The sequence below is a fragment of the Nioella sp. genome (genome assembly GCF_964229645.1).
GTDB lineage: Bacteria > Pseudomonadota > Alphaproteobacteria > Rhodobacterales > Rhodobacteraceae > Nioella.
The window spans coordinates 1-17,836 of sequence record NZ_CAXREX010000050.1; the positions used below are offsets into that span (position 1 = coordinate 1).

The following is a 17,836-nucleotide window of genomic DNA, read 5'->3' on the forward strand; positions in this document are numbered from 1 at the left end:
GGGCCTCTTTTTTCGTTGGGGTGACGGTGAAGGCCCAGATCGGATGTTCGCAGTTGGCGCAGCGGATGGCCGCTTGGAGCCCAAATCTGCGGGGGCAATGTGATTGACGGAAGCTCGCACTATCCAGATTGACTGAAGGAAAATCCAAACAGCTTGCGCGATCAGGTAAGCGAACGTTGCATGAAGTAGACCCTGTCACGCCACGCGTTTGGAAACCCTGCAGGGTGTGGCATTGGGACAAAGCCAGCGGTTTCATACATCGAGCGTGCATGGGTCAAAAACGTGGCTGACGAGAAGAAGACGCGCGCGTAACCGTCCATAGCCATCTGCTCGAACATGTGGTCGAGCAATTTGCGGCCAAGACCGTGACCACGACCATCGGCACTTACGAACATTCGGTTGAATTCAGCGGTGCCAGGGGCTGCTTCGCTATACATGACACACCCACAGTCTTTGCCATTCACTGAAGCAATAAGAATGCCACCTAGCGGTCGTTTGTGCAGATCGGGCAAGTCATTCAGGATGTCTTGGAACCTGGCAGGGTCCATGGGGTGATCATCGCCTCTAGGCCAATCGGATGGGTAGTTTTTCCAGTGCCAATCTAGCCATTCACGACACAGCCCACGTGCGGCATGAACATCGTCTTTGTTGCTTGCTAGCCGAATAGCTATTTCTGTCATCCCAGCCCCTCCCAGTGGTAGTCTGGATGAAGCCCGCCTTTGGGATCGAGAGTCAATCGCGCGGGCACTTGCAGCCGACATTCGCACGATCGCGGCAAAGACCCACTTCGTCCGCATTGCCGACCGTTGGGGTTGAAGCAGCGACTGACCGTTCTCCGCCCTTGCCACATCCCCTCCCACGCCCCCACCGCTCTCGCTTGCACCTTCCCCCGGCAATGCCCTACTAAGGCAAGAGCAATAAAGGGAGGCCACATGCGCCGAGTAGTCGTCACGGGTCTGGGGATCGTCTCCTCGATCGGCAACAATGCCGAGGAAGTCACCGCCTCCCTTCGGGCGGGCAAGTCCGGCATCGAGGCCAGCCCCGAAATGGCCGAGCACGGGTTCCGCAGCCAGATCGCGGGAACGATCAAGATCGACCCGAAAGAGCATGTGGACAAGCGCGCCCTGCGCTTCATGGGGCCGGGCGCGGCCTATGCCCATATCGCCATGACCCAGGCCATTGCCGATGCGGGCCTCTCCGAGGAGCAGGTGCAGAACGAGCGCACGGGGCTCGTGGCCGGGTCGGGTGGGCCTTCCACCTCGGCCATGCTGACCGCGCACCAGTCGGTGCTGTCGACGGGCGCGACCAAGCGCATCGGGCCCTTCGCGGTGCCCAAGTGCATGTCGTCCACGATCTCGGCCAACCTCGCCACGGCCTTCAAGATCAAGGGCATCAACTATTCGAGCACCTCGGCCTGCTCGACCAGCCTGCACTGCATCGGCAACGCGGCCGAACAGATCATGATGGGCAAGCAGGACATCATGTTCGCCGGCGGTGGCGAGGAACTGGACTGGACGCTGTCCTGCCTCTTCGACGCCATGGGCGCGATGTCCTCCAAGCGCAATGACGACCCCCAGAAGGCCAGCCGCGCCTTCGACGAGGATCGCGACGGGTTCGTGATTTCGGGCGGCGGCGGCATCGTGGTGCTGGAAGATCTCGATCATGCGCTCGCGCGCGGGGCCACGATCTATGCCGAGGTGACGGGTTTCGCGGCCACGTCCGACGGGCATGACATGGTGGCCCCCTCCGGCGAGGGCGGCGAACGGGCCATGCGCCTGGCGCTGCAATCCCTGCCCGAAGGCCGCACCGTCAGCTACATCAACGCCCACGGCACCTCGACCCCGGTGGGCGATGTGGGCGAGGTCGCGGCCGTGCGCCGCGTCTTCGGCGAAGGCAACGTGCCGCCGATCAGTTCGACCAAGTCGATGACGGGCCACGCGCAAGGCGCGGCCGGGGCGCTGGAGGCGATCTTCTGCCTGCTGATGCTGAAGGGCGATTTCATCACGCCCTCGATCAATGTCGAGACCCTGGCCGAGGGCATCAACCCCGGCGAGATCGCCACCGCCTACGTGGACGGCGCCGGGCTCGATACGGTCATGACCAACAGCTTCGGCTTTGGCGGCACCAACGGGTCGATGCTTCTGTCCAGGTATAACGGGTGATTTCCTATGGCTGAGTTGATGAAGGGCAAACGCGGGCTGGTCATGGGCGTTGCCAATGACCGTTCGATCGCCTGGGGCATTGCCCGGGCGCTGCATCAAGAGGGCGCGGAGCTGGCCTTTTCCTACCAGGGTGAGGCCTTTGGCAAACGGGTGAAGCCGCTGGCCGACCAGGTGGGCGCGGACCTGCTGGTCGACGTGGACGTAACCGATGACGCCTCGCTCGATGCCTGTTTCGGAGAAATCGCTTCCCGTTGGGGCAAGCTCGATTTCGTGGTCCACGCCATCGCGTTTTCCGACAAGAACGAGCTTGCGGGGCGCTTCATCGACACCTCGCGTGAGAATTTCCGCAATTCGCTGACGATCTCCTGCTACTCGCTCATCGACGTGGCCCGCCGGGCCGAGCCGCTGATGACCGAGGGCGGCACGATCCTGACGCTGACCTATATGGGGTCGAACCGCGTCACGCCGTTCTACAACGTCATGGGCGTGGCCAAGGCCGCGCTGGAAAGCTCGGTGCGCTACCTGGCCAACGACATGGGGCCGAAGGGTATCCGCGTGAACGCGATCAGCCCGGGCCCGATGAAGACGCTTGCAGGCGCGGCCATCTCGGGCGCGCGCAAGACCTTCACCACCGCGCGCGACAACGCCCCCTTGCGCGACAATGCCACGCTGGAATCGATCGGCGGCACGGCGGTGTACCTGGCCTCCGATTACGGAGCCTGCACGACCGGCGAGATCATCACCGTCGATGGCGGCTATCACGTTCTGGGAATGATGCAGCCGGAAAACCTCTGACGGGCCTCCGGTCCCGTGCCCCGCCTGCGCGGCGGGGCGGTGGCGGCACCCGGCGGGTGCCGCCGGGCGTTTCAGTCCACTGAAACGATCTTGACCGCGAAGGTCAGGTCCTTGCCCGCCAGCGGGTGATTGGCGTCGAGCGTGATGTGCTCGTCGGTTGCGTCCGTCACCATGACCGGGATCGCCTGCCCGTTCGGGGCCTGCATCTGCAACTGGGTGCCCGGCTCGGTCGGGATATTGTCGGGAATCTCGCTGCGCGGGATCTGCTGAACGGCCTGCGGGTTATGCTCGCCATAGGCTTCGGCGGCAGGCACGGTCACGGTTTTCTCGTCGCCCGCGGCCATGCCGTCGAAGGCCTTTTCCAGGCCGGGGATGATCTGGCCCTGGCCCATGGTGAAGGCCAGCGGATCGCGTCCTTCGGAACTGTCGAAGACGCTGCCATCCGCAAGCGTGCCGGTGTAATGGAATGCGACTTTGCTGCCGCTCTTGGCCTCTGTCATGAACTCATCCTGTGTCGGGGGGTGACTTTCCGGGGCGGGCCAACGGTCATCCCGGCCCATCCTTCCGATTGCGTGGCCCTAGGCTATCAGCCTGACCCCCGGTGTAAACCGGATTCCCCGCCAAACCGCGCGTGGGGGGCCTTCCCCCCGCCGTGCCCCTGTGCAAACCTGCGCCGCGAAGGGGGATCTCAATGACCATCACCACCTGTGTCTTCGACGCCTATGGCACGCTCTTTGACGTGAACGCCGCCGCCCGGGCCGTGGCCGCCGAACCTGGGCAGGAGGCCTTCGCAGCCGTCTGGCCCGAGGTCGCCACCCATTGGCGCGCCAAGCAACTCCAATACACCTGGATCCGGGCTCTCACGGGCCAGCATACGGATTTCTGGCAGGTCACGCAGGACGGGCTGGATTGGGCGCTGGAAAAGACGGGCCAGGCCGATGCGGAACTGCGAGAACGTCTGCTGGGGCTCTATTTCAACCTCGAAGCCTATCCCGAAGTGCCCGCGATGCTGGCCGCGCTGAAGGCGGCGGGGCTCAACACCGCAATCCTGTCGAACGGGTCGCCCCCGATGCTGAACGGCGCGGTTGACAGCGCCGGGGTCGGCGATCTGCTGGACGACGTGCTCAGCGTCGAAAGCGTGGGGATCTTCAAGCCCGATGCCAGCGTCTACAAGCTGGTGACCGACCGGTTCGGCTGCGCCAGGGAACAGGTGCTCTTCGTCTCGTCCAACGGGTGGGACGCGACCTCGGCCCGCGCCTTCGGCTTCCGCGTCCTGTGGGTCAACCGCGCGCACGAGCCGCTCGATCGCCTGCCCGACGCGCCCGACCGCATTGCCTCGGACCTGACCACCGTGCCCCAGATCGCCAGGGACCTGTGATGGTTCTTTTCACCGCCGCTGACGGGCTGAAACTGGCCTATGACGACCGAGGCGAGGGGCCGGTGCTGCTCTGCCTGCCCGGGCTCACGCGCAACATGGACGATTTCGAACCCGTGGTGGACCATTTCGCGCATCGCGCGCGGGTCATCCGGATGGATTTCCGGGGCCGCGGCGCATCGGATCATGACCCCGATTTCAGCCATTACAACGTGGTGCAGGAAAGCCAGGACGTGATCGGCCTTCTCGATCACCTCGGGCTGGACAAGGCCGCGATCCTGGGCACCTCGCGTGGCGGGCTGGTGGCAATGACGCTGGCCGCGACGGCCAAGGACCGGCTGGCAGGGGTCTGTTTCAACGATATCGGCCCGGTGATCGAGGCCGAAGGGCTGACCTACATCATGGGCTATCTCGGCCTGCCGCCGATGGACCCCGACTTCGACACCGCCCTGCGCGAGGTGCCGAAACGGATGGGCAAACGCTTCCCCGATGTGCCGCCCGCGACCTGGGCCAATTACATCCGACGCGTCTGGCAGGTGGCCGAGGATGGCCGCCTCTCGCCGCGCTACGACCCCAAGCTGCGCGACGCCACCCTTGCGCAGATGCAGGCTGCCGAGGGCCAGCCGGCCCCCGATCTCTGGCCGCTCTTCGCAGCGCTCGACGGGTTGCCCGTGGGTCTCATCCGGGGCGCGAACTCGGACCTTCTGTCGCCGGATACGGCGGCGCGGATGCGCGCCATGCGCCCCGACATGATCTTTGCCGACGTCGCCGACCGGGGCCATGTGCCCTTCCTCGACGAACCCGAAAGCCTCTCCGTCATCACCCAGTTCCTGGATCGCCTGACATGACCGACATCACCATGATCGACGCCGCCGCCGCCCGGTTGAAGGGCCATGCAAGGCGCACGCCGCTTCTGTCCTCGCCCTTTCTGGACGAGATCGCGGGCCGCCGCGTGCTGGTCAAGCCCGAGGCCCTGCAACATACCGGAAGCTTCAAGTTCCGGGGCGGCTGGTCGGCGGTTTCTGCGCTCGACCCCGAGACGCGCAAGCGCGGCGTCATCGCCTTTTCCTCGGGCAACCACGCGCAGGGGGTGGCCTATGCCGCCAAGCTCCATGGCGCGCCCGCCGTCATCATCATGCCCGCCGACGCGCCCCGCCTGAAGATCGACAATACCCGCGCGCTCGGGGCCGAGGTCATCACCTATGACCGCGCGACCGAGGACCGCGACGCCATCGGCGCCCGTCTGGCCGAAGAGCGGGGGCTGAGCCTCATCAAGCCCTTCGACAACCCTTACGTGATCGCGGGGCAGGGCACTGTGGGGCTGGAGATCGCCGAACAGGCCGCCGAGGAGGGCGTGGACGCGGCCGATGTGCTGGTCTGCTGCGGCGGTGGCGGGCTTACATCGGGCATCGCGCTTGCGCTTGAGGCCCGCGCCCCCGGCCTGCGCACCCGCCCCGTGGAGCCCGAGGGCTTCGACGACGTGGCCCGCTCGCTCAAGTCCGGTCAGATCGAGCGCAACGCGCGCAGCTCCGGGTCGCTCTGCGACGCGATCATCACGCCCTCGCCCGGACACATGACCTTCCCGATCATGCACCGGCTCTGCGGGCCCGGCATCGTGGTGCCCGAACGCGACTGCCTGCGTGCCATGGCGCTGGCCTTCACGCGGCTCAAGGTGGTGCTGGAACCCGGCGGTGCGATCGCGCTCGCGGCAGCGCTCTTTCATCCCGAAACGGTAGAGGGCGATGCGGTCATTGCCGTCGCCTCGGGCGGCAACGTGGACGCCGCGTTGTTTGCGAAAGTGCTGGAGGAGTTCGGCGAGGGCGCCTAACCGGCGCTCTCATCCCCCGTCCGAAGCCCCGCCCGGAACATCCCAAGGGCCACCACCATCAGCACCAGCGCCAGCACGAAAGGCGCGCCGGGGAACTGCACGGCCGCGCCCTCGCGCGTGAACCAGAAGAACACCTGCGTCATCGCCAGCGGCGCCACGATGATCGACAGCGCGTTGACCGAGGCCATGACGCCTTGCAACTCGCCCTGCTGGTCGTCACCGGCCCGGCGGCTCATGTAGCCCGCGATGGCCGGGGTCGCGATCGAGCCCAGGGCCGCGATCGGGGTCAGAACCCAGACCATCCAGCCCTGGCCCGCCAGCGCGAAGGCCGCCAGCACCGCGAGGTCCAGCACCAGCGCCCACAGGATGACCCGCACCTCGCCCAGCCACGCCATGACCGGGCCGACAAGCCCGGCCTGAACCACCACCATCGACAGCCCGTAAAGCGTCAGCGACAGGCCCACCAGGCTACTGTCCCAGCCAAAGGCGGCTTGCGTGTAATAGGCCCAGACCGCCGGGTAGACATAGCCCGATACGCTGTAGAAAAAGAGCATCAGCAGCATCCAGCCCAGACCCGGCAGTTGCCCGATCTGCATCAGCCCGCCAAGCGGGTTGGCCCGGCGCCAGTCGAACCCCCTGCGTTTCCCGACCGGCAGCGATTCCGGCAGCACCACCAGCCCTAGCGTGAAATTCGCCGCCGCCAACCCTGCGGCCACCCAGAAGGGAGCGCGGGTATCGAACCCCGCCAGCAGCCCGCCCAGCATCGGCCCTAGCACGAAGCCCACCCCGAAGGCCGCCGACAGCAGGCCAAAGCGCGCCGCCCGGTCGTCGGGCCTCGTGATGTCGGCCATATAGGCATTGGCCGTGGAATGGGTGGCCGAGGTGATCCCGCCCAGGACACGGCCCGCCAGCAGCCACCAGATCGAACCCGCCAGCGCCATGATCACGTAATCCAGCGCCAGCGCCCCCATCGAGATCAGCAGCACGGGCCGCCGCCCGAACCGGTCCGACAGCCCGCCCAGGATCGGGCTGAAGACGAATTGCATGACGGCGAAGGTGGCGGCCATGACCCCGCCCCAGACCGCGGCATCGGACAGCGCCACATGCTGCACCTCGCGGATCAGGTCCGGCATGACAGGCATGATCAGCCCGATCCCCATGGCGTCGAGCACCACGGTCACGAGGATGAAGTAGAGCGGCAGACGGTCAGTCACGGCCCACCGCACGCGCGAAGGCCCGCGCTTCGGCAGGGGCTTCGCCCATCGCTGTCAGCGTCTCGGTCACCCCGGCCAGTTCCACGCCCGGATGCGCGGTTTCCAGCAGGCTCAGCAGCGGCGTGCCGCTGGAAAGCGCCTCCTTGCAGGCGGCCTTCACGGCGGCCTGTGCCTCGGGGCGGGTCATATGCGCGGCCAGCGCGAAAGACAGCGCCTCGGCATGGATCAGGCCAAGCGGATCGTCGAGGTTGTCGGCCATGCGCGCGACCTGCGGCTCCAGCGTCTCGGCCAGGTCTGCGGCCACGCTCAGCCCCTTGGCCACGCCCATCACCATCGCGGGCAGGCTCAGCCATTCGGTGAACCACGCCGCCCCGTCGCGCTGCTGGCGATGGAGCGCGGCCCCCTGCACCGCGCCGTTCAACGCCTGCACGTGGCGTGCCAGCGCGATCAGCACCGAGGCCCCCACGGGGTTCTGTTTCTGCGGCATGGTCGAGCTTTCGCCCGCGCCACGGAAGCGCAGTTCGCCCACGTCGCTTTGCGCCATCGCCATCAGGTCTTCGCCCATCTTGCCGAAGCTGCCCGCCACCAGCGCCAGCCACGCCGCCAGCTCGGCCACGTGGTCGCGGGTGGAGTGCAGGCTGCGGCCCGGATCGGCCAGTTTCAGCGCCTCGGCCAGCCCGGCCCGCGTTTCTGCCGCAAGGGGTCCGAAGGCCGCACCGGTGCCCGCCGCGCCAGACAGCGTGACTGCCAGCAGCCGGGGCCGAAGCGCAGCCAGCCGCTCCTTGTGCGCCAGCCATGGCCAGCCCCAGGCTGCCGCCACCGCGCCGAAACTGGTGGGGTTGGCGGTCTGCCCGTAGGTGCGCGCGACCATAGGCGTTTCGGCATGGCTCTCCGCCAGCCGTGCCAGCGCTTTTGTCATCCGCTCGCCCCGCGCCTCGATCAGCGCCAGCGCCTGCCGCAGGCGCAGGGCCAGCCCGGTGTCGATGATGTCCTGCGACGTGGCCCCCCAATGGGCGTATTGCGCGTGTTCGGGCGCCTCCATCTCCTTGCGGAACGCGGCCACCAGCGCGGGCACGCAGACGCCGTTCTGCCCGGTGGCCTCCGACAGCCCCGCCGGGTCGATCTGCACCTCAAGCGAGGAGCGGTGGATGAAAGCGGCACTCCCGGACGGGATCACGCCAAGCGCGCCCTGCACCTTTGCCAGCATCCCCTCGACCACCAGCATGGCCCGCAGCTCGGCGGTATCGGTGAAAAGCGTCGCCACCTCCCGATCGGTGAAGAGGTCGCGCAGCATCGCGCTGTCGAAGGGGCTGACGCTCATATCTCGTCTCCGTGGCCGATGGCGGTAAGGAACTGGGTTAGGTTTTCGGCGAAAAGCGCCGCAGAGTCCACGCATGGCACATGGCCCGCTCCCCGAAGCAGCGCAAAGCGCGATCCGGGGATCAGGTCGGCCAGTTCGCGCACGAGGTCGGGCGGCGTGTCCCTGTCCTCGGTGCCTGCCAGCACCAGGGTGGGCAGGCGCAGGCCGCTGGTGGGGGTGATGAAGTCGGTCCCGGCAATGGCGGCGCAGACCCCGGCATAGCCCTCCGGATCCTGCCGCTCCACCATGGCGCGGATCGGCGCGTCCCCACCCGCTTCGCGGAAGCCGCGGGCAAACCACCGCGCCATCAACGCGTCGGAAATCGCGCCCATCCCGCCCGTGCGCACTGCCTCGATCCGGGCCTGCCAGCCGGCCTTGGTGCCGATCTTGGGTGCGGTGCCCGACAGGACCAGCGCGCGCAGCTGGTCCATGCGCTTGACCGCCAGCCCCTGGGCCACGAGCCCGCCGACCGAAAGCCCGACGAAGACCGCGTCTCGCACCTCCAGCCGGTCGAGCAGCGCCTCCGCATCGCGCACCAGCGCGCCCATGGCATAGGGCGGGGCCGGGCAATCGGATTCGCCATGCCCGCGCATGTCGTAGCGGATCAGGCGAAACCGGTCCGGCAGCAGGGCCCAAACCGCGTCCCAGATCGCAAGCTCGGTGCCAAGCGCCCCGGCAAAGACAACCGCCGCGCCATCCGCCGGACCGCTCTCAACCACGTTCAGCCCGATCTGCCCGGTCTCGATCCGTGCCATTTGCGCCTCCTCGCTCGTGCCTCCTTTTCGGCCAGCAGCGTCTCCCCCCCAACCCCGCCCCTTCTTCTTGGCTGAAATACTCCGGGGGCGACGCCGCCAGGCGTCGGGGGCAGCGCCCCCAACCGGTTTCCGGCGCGGAAAACGCCCCGCGATCCGCGCCGGATCGCGCGCGGGTCGTCGCGCCGCAGGCGCGGCGAAACCCGCGTTTCGTCTGCACGGGGGTGTACAGGGGGTGTACGGGGGGTGCACGCATGGCACCCCCCTCTTTTCCCGCCCGATATGTCGCAACGGAACACGCCCGATGCCGCTGCCGGGGCTTGAACCGGGCGCCCGCGCCCCGCAGTCTCGGTGCAACAACGCGAGGGAGGAATCGCAGGATGACCAGAGTAAAAGCCGCAGTCTGCCATGCGTTCGGCGAGGCACTGAAGATCGAAGAGATCGACCTGCGCGCCCCGGGGCAGGGCGAGCTCGAGGTGCGCCTCGACGCGGTGGCCATCTGCCATTCCGACATCTCCTATATCGACGGCGGATGGGGCGGCGACCTGCCTGCCGTCTACGGCCACGAGGCGGCCGGTCGCGTCACGGCGACGGGGCCCGGCGTGACCGCCTACAAGCCGGGCGACAAGGTGCTGGTCACGCTCATCAAGTCCTGTGGAACCTGCGGTTCCTGCGCCTCCGGCGCGCCGGTCTACTGCGACGGCAACGCCCCCGTGGAGCCTGCCATTCGCCTGGCCGACGGCACGCCTGCCACCAAGGCCATGGAATGCGGTGCCTTCGCCGAGGCCGTGGTCGTCCATCAAAGCCAGCTCGCCCCTCTTGCCGAAGAGATGCCCTCCGACGTGGCCTGCCTGCTGGCCTGCGGTGTCATCACCGGTGTGGGGGCCGTGGTCAATACCGCCAAGGTCCGACCCGGTCAGAACGTGGTGGTGATCGGCGCGGGCGGCGTTGGGCTCAACACTATCCAGGGTGCGCGCATCGCCGGGGCCGCGCGCATCATCGCGATGGACATGTCCGAGGAAAAATTGAACGACGCCAAGGCTTTCGGGGCGACGGACGGGGTGCTCGCGACCGATCCGAAACCCTGGAAGGCGGTGGCCGAAATCACCGGTGGCAAGATGGCGGACGCGGTTTTCGTAACCGTGGGCGCGATCCCGGCCTATGAACAATCCCTGCGCCTGCTGGCGCGTGGCGGCATGATGTATGCTGTCGGCATGCCCCATAGCGGGGCGATGGCGGAATACGAACCCGTCATCATCGCCGCCGTCGGGCAGGGCATGAAAGGGTCCAAGATGGGCGATGCGGTCCTGCCGCGCGACATCCCCTGGATGGTCGACATGTATGGCCAGGGCCGCCTGAAGCTGGACGAGCTCATCTCGAATCGCTGGCGGCTCGACCAGATCAACGAGGCCATCGCCGACACCAAGACCGGCCATGCCCGGCGCAACGTGATTCTGCTCGGCGATACCGACTAGGCCGCGCCGGTGCCCAGGTCCCAGCTGTAGACGACAACCCCGGACTGCGCCTCTGCGCCAAGCCGCGCATAGAGCGCGCGGGCGGGGGCGTTGTCCGCCTCTGTGGCCAGCCATACCCCCGCGCATCCGAGCGCGCGCGCCTCTTCCAGCACCGCCCGGCCAAGGGCCATCCCGATCCCGCGCCGCCGCCAGTCCCGGTGCACGCCGATTTCATCGAGGTAGAAGCTGGGCGCCTTGTCCGGCATCAGCACCACCGCACCGGACGCCATCCCGACCAGTCCTTCTTCGGCAAGCGCCCCAACCAGCACCTGGCCCGGCGCGGTCAGCTTGCGCGCTACCTGGTCCGGGCGGACCGGCCCGTCGAACACCCCGTCGCGGACAGACAGGACCAGGTCGGCATCCAGCAATCCGAGACGACGAATTTCAATAGCATCCATGACAGACCCTGCTTGTCCGAGCGTGCCGGGCAGGGCAGGGTTGCGCAAGAAAAGCTTAGGGAGCAGGTGCATGAAGCTGGCCGACCTGGAAATTTTCGTCATTGCTCCGCCCAACCCCGGCATGGGCGGGCGCTACTGGATCGTGCCGAAGCTGACCACCGCCTGCGGGATCACGGGCTATGGCGAATGCTATGCGTCCTCGGTGGGGCCGGAGGCGATGCGCGCCGTCATCGCGGACGTGTTCCAGCGCTATTTCGAGGGCGAAAGCCCCGAGAACATCGAACGCATCTTCCGCCGAACCTATTCCTCGGGCTTCACGCAGCGGCCCGACCTGACGGTGATGGGCGCCTATGCGGGGCTGGAAATCGCCTGTTGGGACATTCTGGGCAAGGCGCGCAACCGCCCGGTCTGGGCCTTGATCGGCGGCAAGATGAACGAGCGGCTGAGGGCCTATACCTACCTCTATCCGCTGGCCCATCATCACCCGACGGAGTTCTGGATTTCGCCCGAGATGGCGGCAGAGGCCGCCGCCGACTGCGTCGCGCGCGGCTACACGGCGGTGAAGTTCGACCCGGCAGGCCCCTACACGATGCGCGGCGGCCATATGCCCGCCATGTCCGACATCACGCGGTCCGTGGCTTTCTGCAAGGCGATCCGCGAGGCCGTGGGCGACAAGGCCGACCTGCTCTTCGGCACCCATGGCCAGTTCACCCCCGGCGGCGCGATCCGGCTCGGGCAGGCGCTGGAACCCTACAGCCCGCTCTGGTTCGAAGAACCGACCCCCCCCGACAATCATGCCGCCATGGCAGAGGTCGCCCGCGCGGTACGCATTCCGGTCGCCACGGGTGAGCGGCTGACCACCAAGGCCGAGTTCGCCGATGTGCTGCGCGCAGGTGCGGCCACGATCCTGCAACCGGCGCTTGGCCGGGCGGGCGGCATCTGGGAGGGCAAGAAGATCGCCACGCTGGCCGAAACCTTCGGCGCGCAGATCGCGCCCCACCTCTATGCCGGCCCCGTGGAATGGGCGGCCAATATCCACCTTGGCACGACCTGCCCGAACCTTCTGCTGGTCGAGACGATCGAGACCGAGTTCCACCGCGATCTCATTGGCGGCACGATCAAGGTCGAGAACGGGTTCGTCACGGCGCCCGACGGACCGGGGCTGGGGATCGCGTTCAACGAGGACCTCGCCCGCGCCCATCCCTGTGACCGCGCCGGGCTGCACCTGGAAATGCAGGACGCAGCCTGCGACTGGCAGAACGGCAACGCCTTTGCGGGGGGCTCGCCGGAATAATTGGGATGCGACCCGAAGGGTCGCCTGCCGCGCTCGGGCGACCGAGCGCCCGCCGATCCTGACCCTTAGCGTTCCTGTTCGTGGGCGTAGCGCAGCTTGGCGATTTCTTCGTTCTTGGCGATCTTGTGCTGCAGGTCCAGCGCCTCTTCCACGAAGGTCAGATGCAGGTTGACGGCTTCTCGTGCGGCCTCGGGATCGCGCGCCTGGATGGCTTCGTTCATGGCACGGTGATGTTCCAGCAGGATGTCGCGCGTGTTGCGCTGCTTGAACATGATCTGGCGGTTGTAGAACACGCCCTCTTTGAGCAGGTCGAACATCGAGCGCATCATGTGCAGCATGATCACGTTATGGCTGGCCTCGATGATGGCCAGGTGAAACTGCGCGTCGAGCTCCGCCTCGTCGGCCGGGTTGCGCTTGTTGTGGGCCACTTCCATCTTGCGAAAGAGGGTGTCGATGACCTTGAGATCGGTCTCGGTCCCCGCCTCTGCCGCCCGCGCCGCGGCCACGCCTTCAAGGTCGCGGCGGAAGCTGATGTAATCCATCACCGCCTGATCGTGGGCGGCAAAGAGCCGGATCAGGGCAGGGGAAAAGGCGCTGCCCAGAACGTCGGCCACGTAGATACCCGCGCCGGCGCGGGTCGTCAGAAGCCCGCGTTCCTGCAATTCCGAGATCGCTTCGCGCAGCGAGGGGCGCGACACGCCAAGGCGCTCCGACAGTTCCCGCTCGGACGGCAGACGCTCGCCGGGGCGCAGAATTCCCCGCAGGATCAGCTGCTCGATCTGGCGAACAACCGACTGCGACAGCTTCTCGGCGTCGATACGTTGGAATGGCATGCGCGGACCTCCCTCTGATTGGTCAGGTTAAATGACCAGATCAGGGGAAGTCCAGAGAAAGCGTGTTCTTACTCGACCGGGCGAATGATGATTTCCACGCGGCGGTTCTGTTGACGCCCTTCCGGGGTCAGGTTGGTGGCGACCGGTTCATTCTCACCGCGGCCGAAGCTGCGCACGCGGGCGGGGTCGACGCCGGCTTCCAGAAGAACCCCGGCAACGGCGCTGGCGCGACGGGCTGACAGATCCTGGTTGTATTCCGCCGACCCGGTGTTGTCGGTGTGGCCGATCACGTCGACTGTGGAGGTGCGGTATTCCTGGAGGTTGCGGGCCATTGCGCGCAGGTCGGCCTGAAGGCCCGCACGGATCGCGGCGCTGTCGGTGTCGAAGAGAATCCCCTCGGGCATGGTGACCATCAGGTGATCGCCCCGGTTCACGATCGAGATGTCCTGGTTGGCCATCGAGGCGCGCAGATCGGCGGCCTGCTGATCGAGCGAATAGCCGATGGCCCCACCAAGAGCCGCGCCCGCCGCCGCCCCGAGAACCGCGTTCCGGCCCCGGTTGTTATCGCTGGAAATCGCGCCAAGGAAACCGCCCAGCATCCCGCCCATGATCGCCCCGTCACGGGTGCGGTTCTGGTTGGGGTCCTGAAGGTAGGCGGGCTCACAGGCCGTAAGGCCGAGAACGGAGATCAGGCCAAGGGAAACGAGACGTGTGCGGTTGTTCATGAGGTCTGCCTTTCTCAATCAACAGGCCCGGTCTTTCGCGGGCTTTTCGAAGGGGACTATAACAGCGCTTTCGCGCACGGGCAGGGGTAACTTGTTTTCCGGCGAAAATATGCCAAGCCGTCTTGTGCATCTGCGCACCTATCGAAAGTTGCATTCCCCCTGTGATGCCCTACCGTCACCAGGCGCGAACGGGGGACGACAACAATGACCGATTTTCTTCTGCTGGCCTTCATCTTCCTGGTTGCGGGCGTCGTGTCCGTCCCGATTGCCTCCAAGCTCGGGCTTGGGTCGGTCCTGGGCTACCTCATCGCGGGTATCCTGATCAGCCCGGTTCTGGCGCTTCTGCATGTGGACGTGATCTCGATCCAGCATTTCGCGGAATTCGGCGTGGTCATGATGCTCTTCCTGGTCGGGCTGGAACTGGAGCCTAAGAACCTGTGGTCGATGCGGGCGCAGCTTCTGGGGCTGGGTGGCGGACAGATCGGGCTGACCACGGCGGGCGTCATGGCAGTGGCGATGATCCTGGGTCAGCCAATCGGCGTGTCTTTGGCCATCGGACTCGTCTTTGCGCTGTCTTCGACGGCAATCGTGCTGCAGACCCTGAACGAGAAGGGGCTGATGCGCTCGGATGGCGGGCAGTCGTCCTTCGCGGTGCTGCTGACACAGGATATCGCGGTTATCCCGATGCTGGCCTTCATCCCGCTTCTGGCCATGCCGGAGCTGGTCGAGTCGCTGAGCCACGGCGCCGCCCATGCCGACGAGGACGGCCACGGTCCCGGGCTGAGCCTTGTCGACGGGTTGTCAGGCTGGCAGACGGCGCTGGTCACCCTTGGGGCCGTCGGTGCCGTGGTGGCAGGCGGCAACTACCTGACGACCCCGATTTTCCGCTTCATCTCGGTGGCCAACCTGCGCGAGCTTTTCACCGCGACCGCGCTGATGATGGTGGTGGGGATCGCGCTTCTGATGTCACTTGTCGGCCTCTCGCCTGCGCTTGGCACATTTCTTGCGGGCGTGGTGCTGGCCAATTCACCCTACAGGCACGAGCTGGAAAGCGATATCGACCCGTTCCGAGGCCTGTTGCTGGGGCTCTTTTTCATGACCGTTGGGGCAGGGATCAACTTCGCCCTGCTCTTTGACAACCTGGTCACGACCCTGGTTCTGACGCTTGGGCTGATGGCGCTGAAGGTCGCGGTGCTGCTGGTGCTGGCCTATGCCTTCCGGCTGCGCGGGGCGGACAAGTGGCTCTTTGCCCTCGGTCTTGCGCAGGCGGGTGAGTTCGGCTTCGTGCTGCTGTCTTTCACCGTGGCCAATGCGGTAATCCCGGCGGCCCTGGCCGATCAGCTATTGCTGGTGGTGGCCTTGTCGATGCTGCTGACCCCTGCGCTCTTTATCCTCTACGAACAGGTGATCCGCCCGCGCTACACCGCCGAACAGGAACGCGAGGCCGACGAGATGCCCGAAGGCTCGCATGTCATCATCGCGGGCGCAGGCAGGGTCGGCGGGCTGATCGACCGGATCGTGCGTGCGGCGGGTTACCAGACCACGGTGATCGACTATTCCTCGCGAAGGCTCGATATCATGGCGCGCTTCGGGATGCGCACCTATTTCGGGGATGCGACCCGGCCCGACCTGCTGCATGCGGCTGGCATCGCCGAGGCGCGGGTTCTGGTGGTGGCCATCGACGACCGTGAAGGGATCACCCAGATCGTGCATCACGTGACCTCGACCTATCCCAACGTCCACGTGATCGCGCGCGCCATCGACCGTGACCATGTCTATGACCTCTGGCAACACGGGTGCCGTGACATCATCCGCGAAACCTATGACAGCAGCCTGCGCATGGGCCGCTCGGTGATCGAAGCCTTCGGGCTCGACCGGGCCCGGTCCGACGCCATGATCGGTGCCTTCAACGCCAGCGACCGCGAGGCGATGCTGAAGGTGGCGGATGTGCACCGGCTGGACATTCCGCCCCATGAAAACGAGGCCTATGTCGCAAGGGTCGCCGAGTTCCGAGAGGAATTCGAGCAGGCCCTGAGCGCCGAGATGACCCGGATACGCGAAGGCGGTTAAGCGCTGTCGCGCGCCTCTTCCCCGGCCGCTTCCCAGGCCAGCATGGCGCGTTTGACAGGAAGCCCCCAGTGATAGCCGCCAAGCCCGCCCGACTTGCGCAGCGCCCGGTGGCAGGGAATGAGCCAGCTGATCGGGTTGCGCCCCACGGCGGTGCCCACGGCGCGCACGGCCTTGGGGTTGCCCACTGCGCTTGCGATTTCCGAATAGGTGGTCACGTGGCCCGAGGGGATGCGCAAGAGCGCTTCCCAGACCTTGATCTGGAAGGGCGCCCCGATGAGGTAGAGCCGCGCCTCGCCCCCTGCCGCCCCGAAGGCCGCATCGGCCCAGGGTTTCAGCGCCATCGGGTCTTCGGTAAAGGCCGCATGGGGCCAGCGGGACAGCATGTCTTCCATCGCCGCCTCGGGCCCGGTTTCAGCGGCAAAGGCAATGCCGCAGATGCCCTTGTCGGTGCCCATGATGAGCGCCGGTCCGAACGGGCTTTCATACCAGCCCCAGAAGACCTCCAGCCCCGCACCGCCACGGGCGTAGTCGCCGGGGCTCATCGCTTCCCATGTCAGGAACAGATCGTGCAACCGGCCAGAACCGGACAGCCCGACCTCGTCCGCCGTGGCCAGCGTCGTGAACCGGTCGCGCAGCAGGTGCCTTGCGTGGTCGAGCGTCAGGTATTGCTGGTAGCGTTTCGGGCTGACGCCCACCCACCTCGAAAACACGCGCTGCAGATGCGCGGGACTCATGCCAAGGCGCTGCGCCAGATCTTCCAGCGACGGGCCGGGGCCGGGGGCCGCGTCGATCACGTCGAGCGCGCGGCGGATGACGTTGTAGTGGTAGGCGGATTCGTCGGGCGGGGTCATGATGGTAGTCTCCTGCCCCTGATGTAGCCGTGCAACCCTGACGGGGCGACCCGAAACCTGCGCTTTATCGGGGGCTTGCCACCCGTGGCGCTGCGGGCCATACCGCCGGCATGGCCAAGCAATTGCCCTATCACACGATCCACGAGATCTTCACCCGGTTCCAGGCCGCCGAGCCGGAACCCAAGGGCGAACTGAACCACACCAATGCCTACACCCTGCTGGTGGCGGTAGCGCTGTCCGCGCAGGCCACGGATGTCGGCGTGAACAAGGCGACGGCGAAGCTGTTCGAGATCGTAGATACCCCGCAAAAGATGCTCGATCTTGGGGAAGACGCCCTTATCGAGCACATCAAGACCATTGGCCTTTATCGCAACAAGGCCAAGAACGTGATGAAGCTGAGCCGTATCCTTGTCGAGGAGTATGGCGGCGAGGTGCCCTCCAGCCGTGCGGCGCTGCAATCGCTGCCTGGCGTGGGGCGCAAGACCGCGAACGTGGTCCTGAACATGTGGTGGCGCTACCCGGCGCAGGCGGTGGATACGCATATCTTCCGTGTCGGCAACCGCTCGGGCATCTGTCCCGGCAAGGACGTGGATGCGGTGGAGCGCGCCATCGAAGACAATATCCCGGTCGAATTCCAGCAGCACGCCCATCACTGGCTGATCCTG

The 17,836-nt window shown here is 66.4% G+C and carries 19 protein-coding genes and 1 pseudogene; 10 read left to right on the forward strand and 10 right to left on the reverse strand.

The window, feature by feature from the left end; translation table 11 throughout:
- Nucleotides 1–161 precede the first annotated feature (161 nt).
- Nucleotides 162–680 (reverse strand): GNAT family N-acetyltransferase, encoded by a 519-nt coding sequence (locus ACEQXV_RS03270; protein ID WP_370267882.1) that lies wholly within the window; start codon nucleotides 678–680, stop codon nucleotides 162–164.
- Between the two features lie 252 nt (nucleotides 681–932).
- Here ACEQXV_RS03270 and ACEQXV_RS03275 point away from each other — a divergent pair, with 252 nt between their 5' ends.
- Together ACEQXV_RS03275 and ACEQXV_RS03280 are read left to right on the forward strand one after the other, a co-directional pair.
- Entirely contained in the window at nucleotides 933–2,162 is a 1,230-nt protein-coding gene (locus ACEQXV_RS03275) for a beta-ketoacyl-ACP synthase II (protein ID WP_370267883.1), read from the forward strand.
- A gap of 6 nt (nucleotides 2,163–2,168) precedes the next feature.
- Nucleotides 2,169–2,957 carry an enoyl-ACP reductase gene (locus ACEQXV_RS03280; RefSeq protein WP_370250975.1) on the forward strand — a complete coding sequence of 263 codons (789 nt, stop codon included), beginning with the start codon at nucleotides 2,169–2,171 and terminating at the stop codon, nucleotides 2,955–2,957.
- 71 nt (nucleotides 2,958–3,028) lie between these two features.
- On the opposite strand, the gene ACEQXV_RS03285 is transcribed toward ACEQXV_RS03280, so the two are convergent.
- A complete protein-coding gene (locus ACEQXV_RS03285) occupies nucleotides 3,029–3,457 on the reverse strand; it encodes a peptidylprolyl isomerase (protein ID WP_370250976.1) in 429 nt (142 codons plus the stop codon).
- A 191-nt stretch (nucleotides 3,458–3,648) separates the two neighbouring features.
- Between ACEQXV_RS03285 and ACEQXV_RS03290 the strand changes: the two genes are divergently transcribed.
- From ACEQXV_RS03290 to ACEQXV_RS03300, 3 genes are read left to right on the forward strand one after another with little or no spacing between them, the layout of a single operon-like run.
- The gene (locus ACEQXV_RS03290) at nucleotides 3,649–4,335 is read left to right on the forward strand and encodes a haloacid dehalogenase type II (protein ID WP_370267885.1); all 687 of its coding nucleotides are present in this window, start codon (nucleotides 3,649–3,651) and stop codon (nucleotides 4,333–4,335) included.
- Nucleotides 4,335–5,180 carry an alpha/beta fold hydrolase gene (locus ACEQXV_RS03295; RefSeq protein ID WP_370267887.1) on the forward strand — a complete coding sequence of 282 codons (846 nt, stop codon included), beginning with the start codon at nucleotides 4,335–4,337 and terminating at the stop codon, nucleotides 5,178–5,180. Before ACEQXV_RS03290 ends, ACEQXV_RS03295 begins: the two co-directional genes overlap by 1 nt.
- Nucleotides 5,177–6,160 carry a threonine/serine dehydratase gene (locus ACEQXV_RS03300; protein ID WP_370250979.1) on the forward strand — a complete coding sequence of 328 codons (984 nt, stop codon included), beginning with the start codon at nucleotides 5,177–5,179 and terminating at the stop codon, nucleotides 6,158–6,160. The genes ACEQXV_RS03295 and ACEQXV_RS03300 overlap by 4 nt, the downstream gene beginning before the upstream one ends.
- Here the strand turns inward: ACEQXV_RS03300 and ACEQXV_RS03305 are convergent.
- From ACEQXV_RS03305 to pcaD, 3 genes are read right to left on the reverse strand one after another with little or no spacing between them, the layout of a single operon-like run.
- On the reverse strand, nucleotides 6,157–7,374 hold the full coding sequence (locus ACEQXV_RS03305) for a TCR/Tet family MFS transporter (protein ID WP_370250980.1): 1,218 nt from the start codon (nucleotides 7,372–7,374) through the stop codon (nucleotides 6,157–6,159). The two genes, ACEQXV_RS03300 and ACEQXV_RS03305, sit on opposite strands and share 4 nt — an antisense overlap.
- Nucleotides 7,367–8,695 (reverse strand): lyase family protein, encoded by a 1,329-nt coding sequence (locus ACEQXV_RS03310; RefSeq protein ID WP_370250981.1) that lies wholly within the window; start codon nucleotides 8,693–8,695, stop codon nucleotides 7,367–7,369. The genes ACEQXV_RS03305 and ACEQXV_RS03310 overlap by 8 nt, the downstream gene beginning before the upstream one ends.
- Nucleotides 8,692–9,489: a 3-oxoadipate enol-lactonase gene (gene pcaD, locus ACEQXV_RS03315; protein WP_370267888.1), complete on the reverse strand. Its 798-nt coding sequence runs from the start codon at nucleotides 9,487–9,489 to the stop codon at nucleotides 8,692–8,694. Before pcaD ends, ACEQXV_RS03310 begins: the two co-directional genes overlap by 4 nt.
- A 377-nt stretch (nucleotides 9,490–9,866) precedes the next feature.
- Between pcaD and ACEQXV_RS03320 the strand changes: the two genes are divergently transcribed.
- A complete protein-coding gene (locus ACEQXV_RS03320; RefSeq protein ID WP_370254782.1) occupies nucleotides 9,867–10,961 on the forward strand; it encodes a Zn-dependent alcohol dehydrogenase in 1,095 nt (364 codons plus the stop codon).
- On the opposite strand, the gene ACEQXV_RS03325 is transcribed toward ACEQXV_RS03320, so the two are convergent.
- On the reverse strand, nucleotides 10,958–11,398 hold the full coding sequence (locus ACEQXV_RS03325; RefSeq protein WP_370254780.1) for a GNAT family N-acetyltransferase: 441 nt from the start codon (nucleotides 11,396–11,398) through the stop codon (nucleotides 10,958–10,960). The genes ACEQXV_RS03320 and ACEQXV_RS03325 overlap by 4 nt on opposite strands.
- Nucleotides 11,399–11,468: 70 nt before the next feature.
- On the opposite strand from ACEQXV_RS03325, the gene ACEQXV_RS03330 reads away from it, so the two are divergent.
- A complete protein-coding gene (locus ACEQXV_RS03330) occupies nucleotides 11,469–12,692 on the forward strand; it encodes a mandelate racemase/muconate lactonizing enzyme family protein (RefSeq protein ID WP_370254778.1) in 1,224 nt (407 codons plus the stop codon).
- Nucleotides 12,693–12,757: 65 nt separating this feature from the next.
- Here ACEQXV_RS03330 and ACEQXV_RS03335 read toward each other — a convergent pair whose 3' ends face one another.
- Nucleotides 12,758–13,234, reverse strand: a complete 477-nt coding sequence (locus ACEQXV_RS03335; protein ID WP_370267895.1) for an FCD domain-containing protein — start codon at nucleotides 13,232–13,234, stop codon at nucleotides 12,758–12,760.
- 31 nt (nucleotides 13,235–13,265) lie between these two features.
- Here ACEQXV_RS03335 and ACEQXV_RS03340 point away from each other — a divergent pair, with 31 nt between their 5' ends.
- Nucleotides 13,266–13,310 carry an LPKTxAVK-anchored surface protein gene (locus ACEQXV_RS03340; RefSeq protein WP_227434910.1) on the forward strand — a complete coding sequence of 15 codons (45 nt, stop codon included), beginning with the start codon at nucleotides 13,266–13,268 and terminating at the stop codon, nucleotides 13,308–13,310.
- 5 nt (nucleotides 13,311–13,315) lie between these two features.
- Here the strand turns inward: ACEQXV_RS03340 and ACEQXV_RS03345 are convergent.
- Together ACEQXV_RS03345 and ACEQXV_RS03350 are read right to left on the reverse strand one after the other, a co-directional pair.
- A pseudogene (locus ACEQXV_RS03345) lies at nucleotides 13,316–13,525 on the reverse strand (FadR/GntR family transcriptional regulator); the annotation flags it as partial.
- Nucleotides 13,526–13,593: 68 nt separating this feature from the next.
- Nucleotides 13,594–14,250, reverse strand: coding sequence for an OmpA family protein (locus ACEQXV_RS03350; protein WP_370267891.1), 657 nt, complete (start codon nucleotides 14,248–14,250; stop codon nucleotides 13,594–13,596).
- Nucleotides 14,251–14,454: 204 nt separating this feature from the next.
- Between ACEQXV_RS03350 and ACEQXV_RS03355 the strand changes: the two genes are divergently transcribed.
- Entirely contained in the window at nucleotides 14,455–16,320 is a 1,866-nt protein-coding gene (locus ACEQXV_RS03355; protein WP_370267892.1) for a cation:proton antiporter, read from the forward strand.
- On the opposite strand, the gene ACEQXV_RS03360 is transcribed toward ACEQXV_RS03355, so the two are convergent.
- Nucleotides 16,317–17,171, reverse strand: a complete 855-nt coding sequence (locus tag ACEQXV_RS03360) for a methylated-DNA--[protein]-cysteine S-methyltransferase (RefSeq protein WP_370254772.1) — start codon at nucleotides 17,169–17,171, stop codon at nucleotides 16,317–16,319. The genes ACEQXV_RS03355 and ACEQXV_RS03360 overlap by 4 nt on opposite strands.
- 110 nt (nucleotides 17,172–17,281) lie before the next feature.
- Between ACEQXV_RS03360 and nth the strand changes: the two genes are divergently transcribed.
- Nucleotides 17,282–17,836, forward strand: a 555-nt coding sequence (gene nth / locus ACEQXV_RS03365) for an endonuclease III (protein WP_370267894.1), incomplete at its 3' end; no start/stop codon positions are given.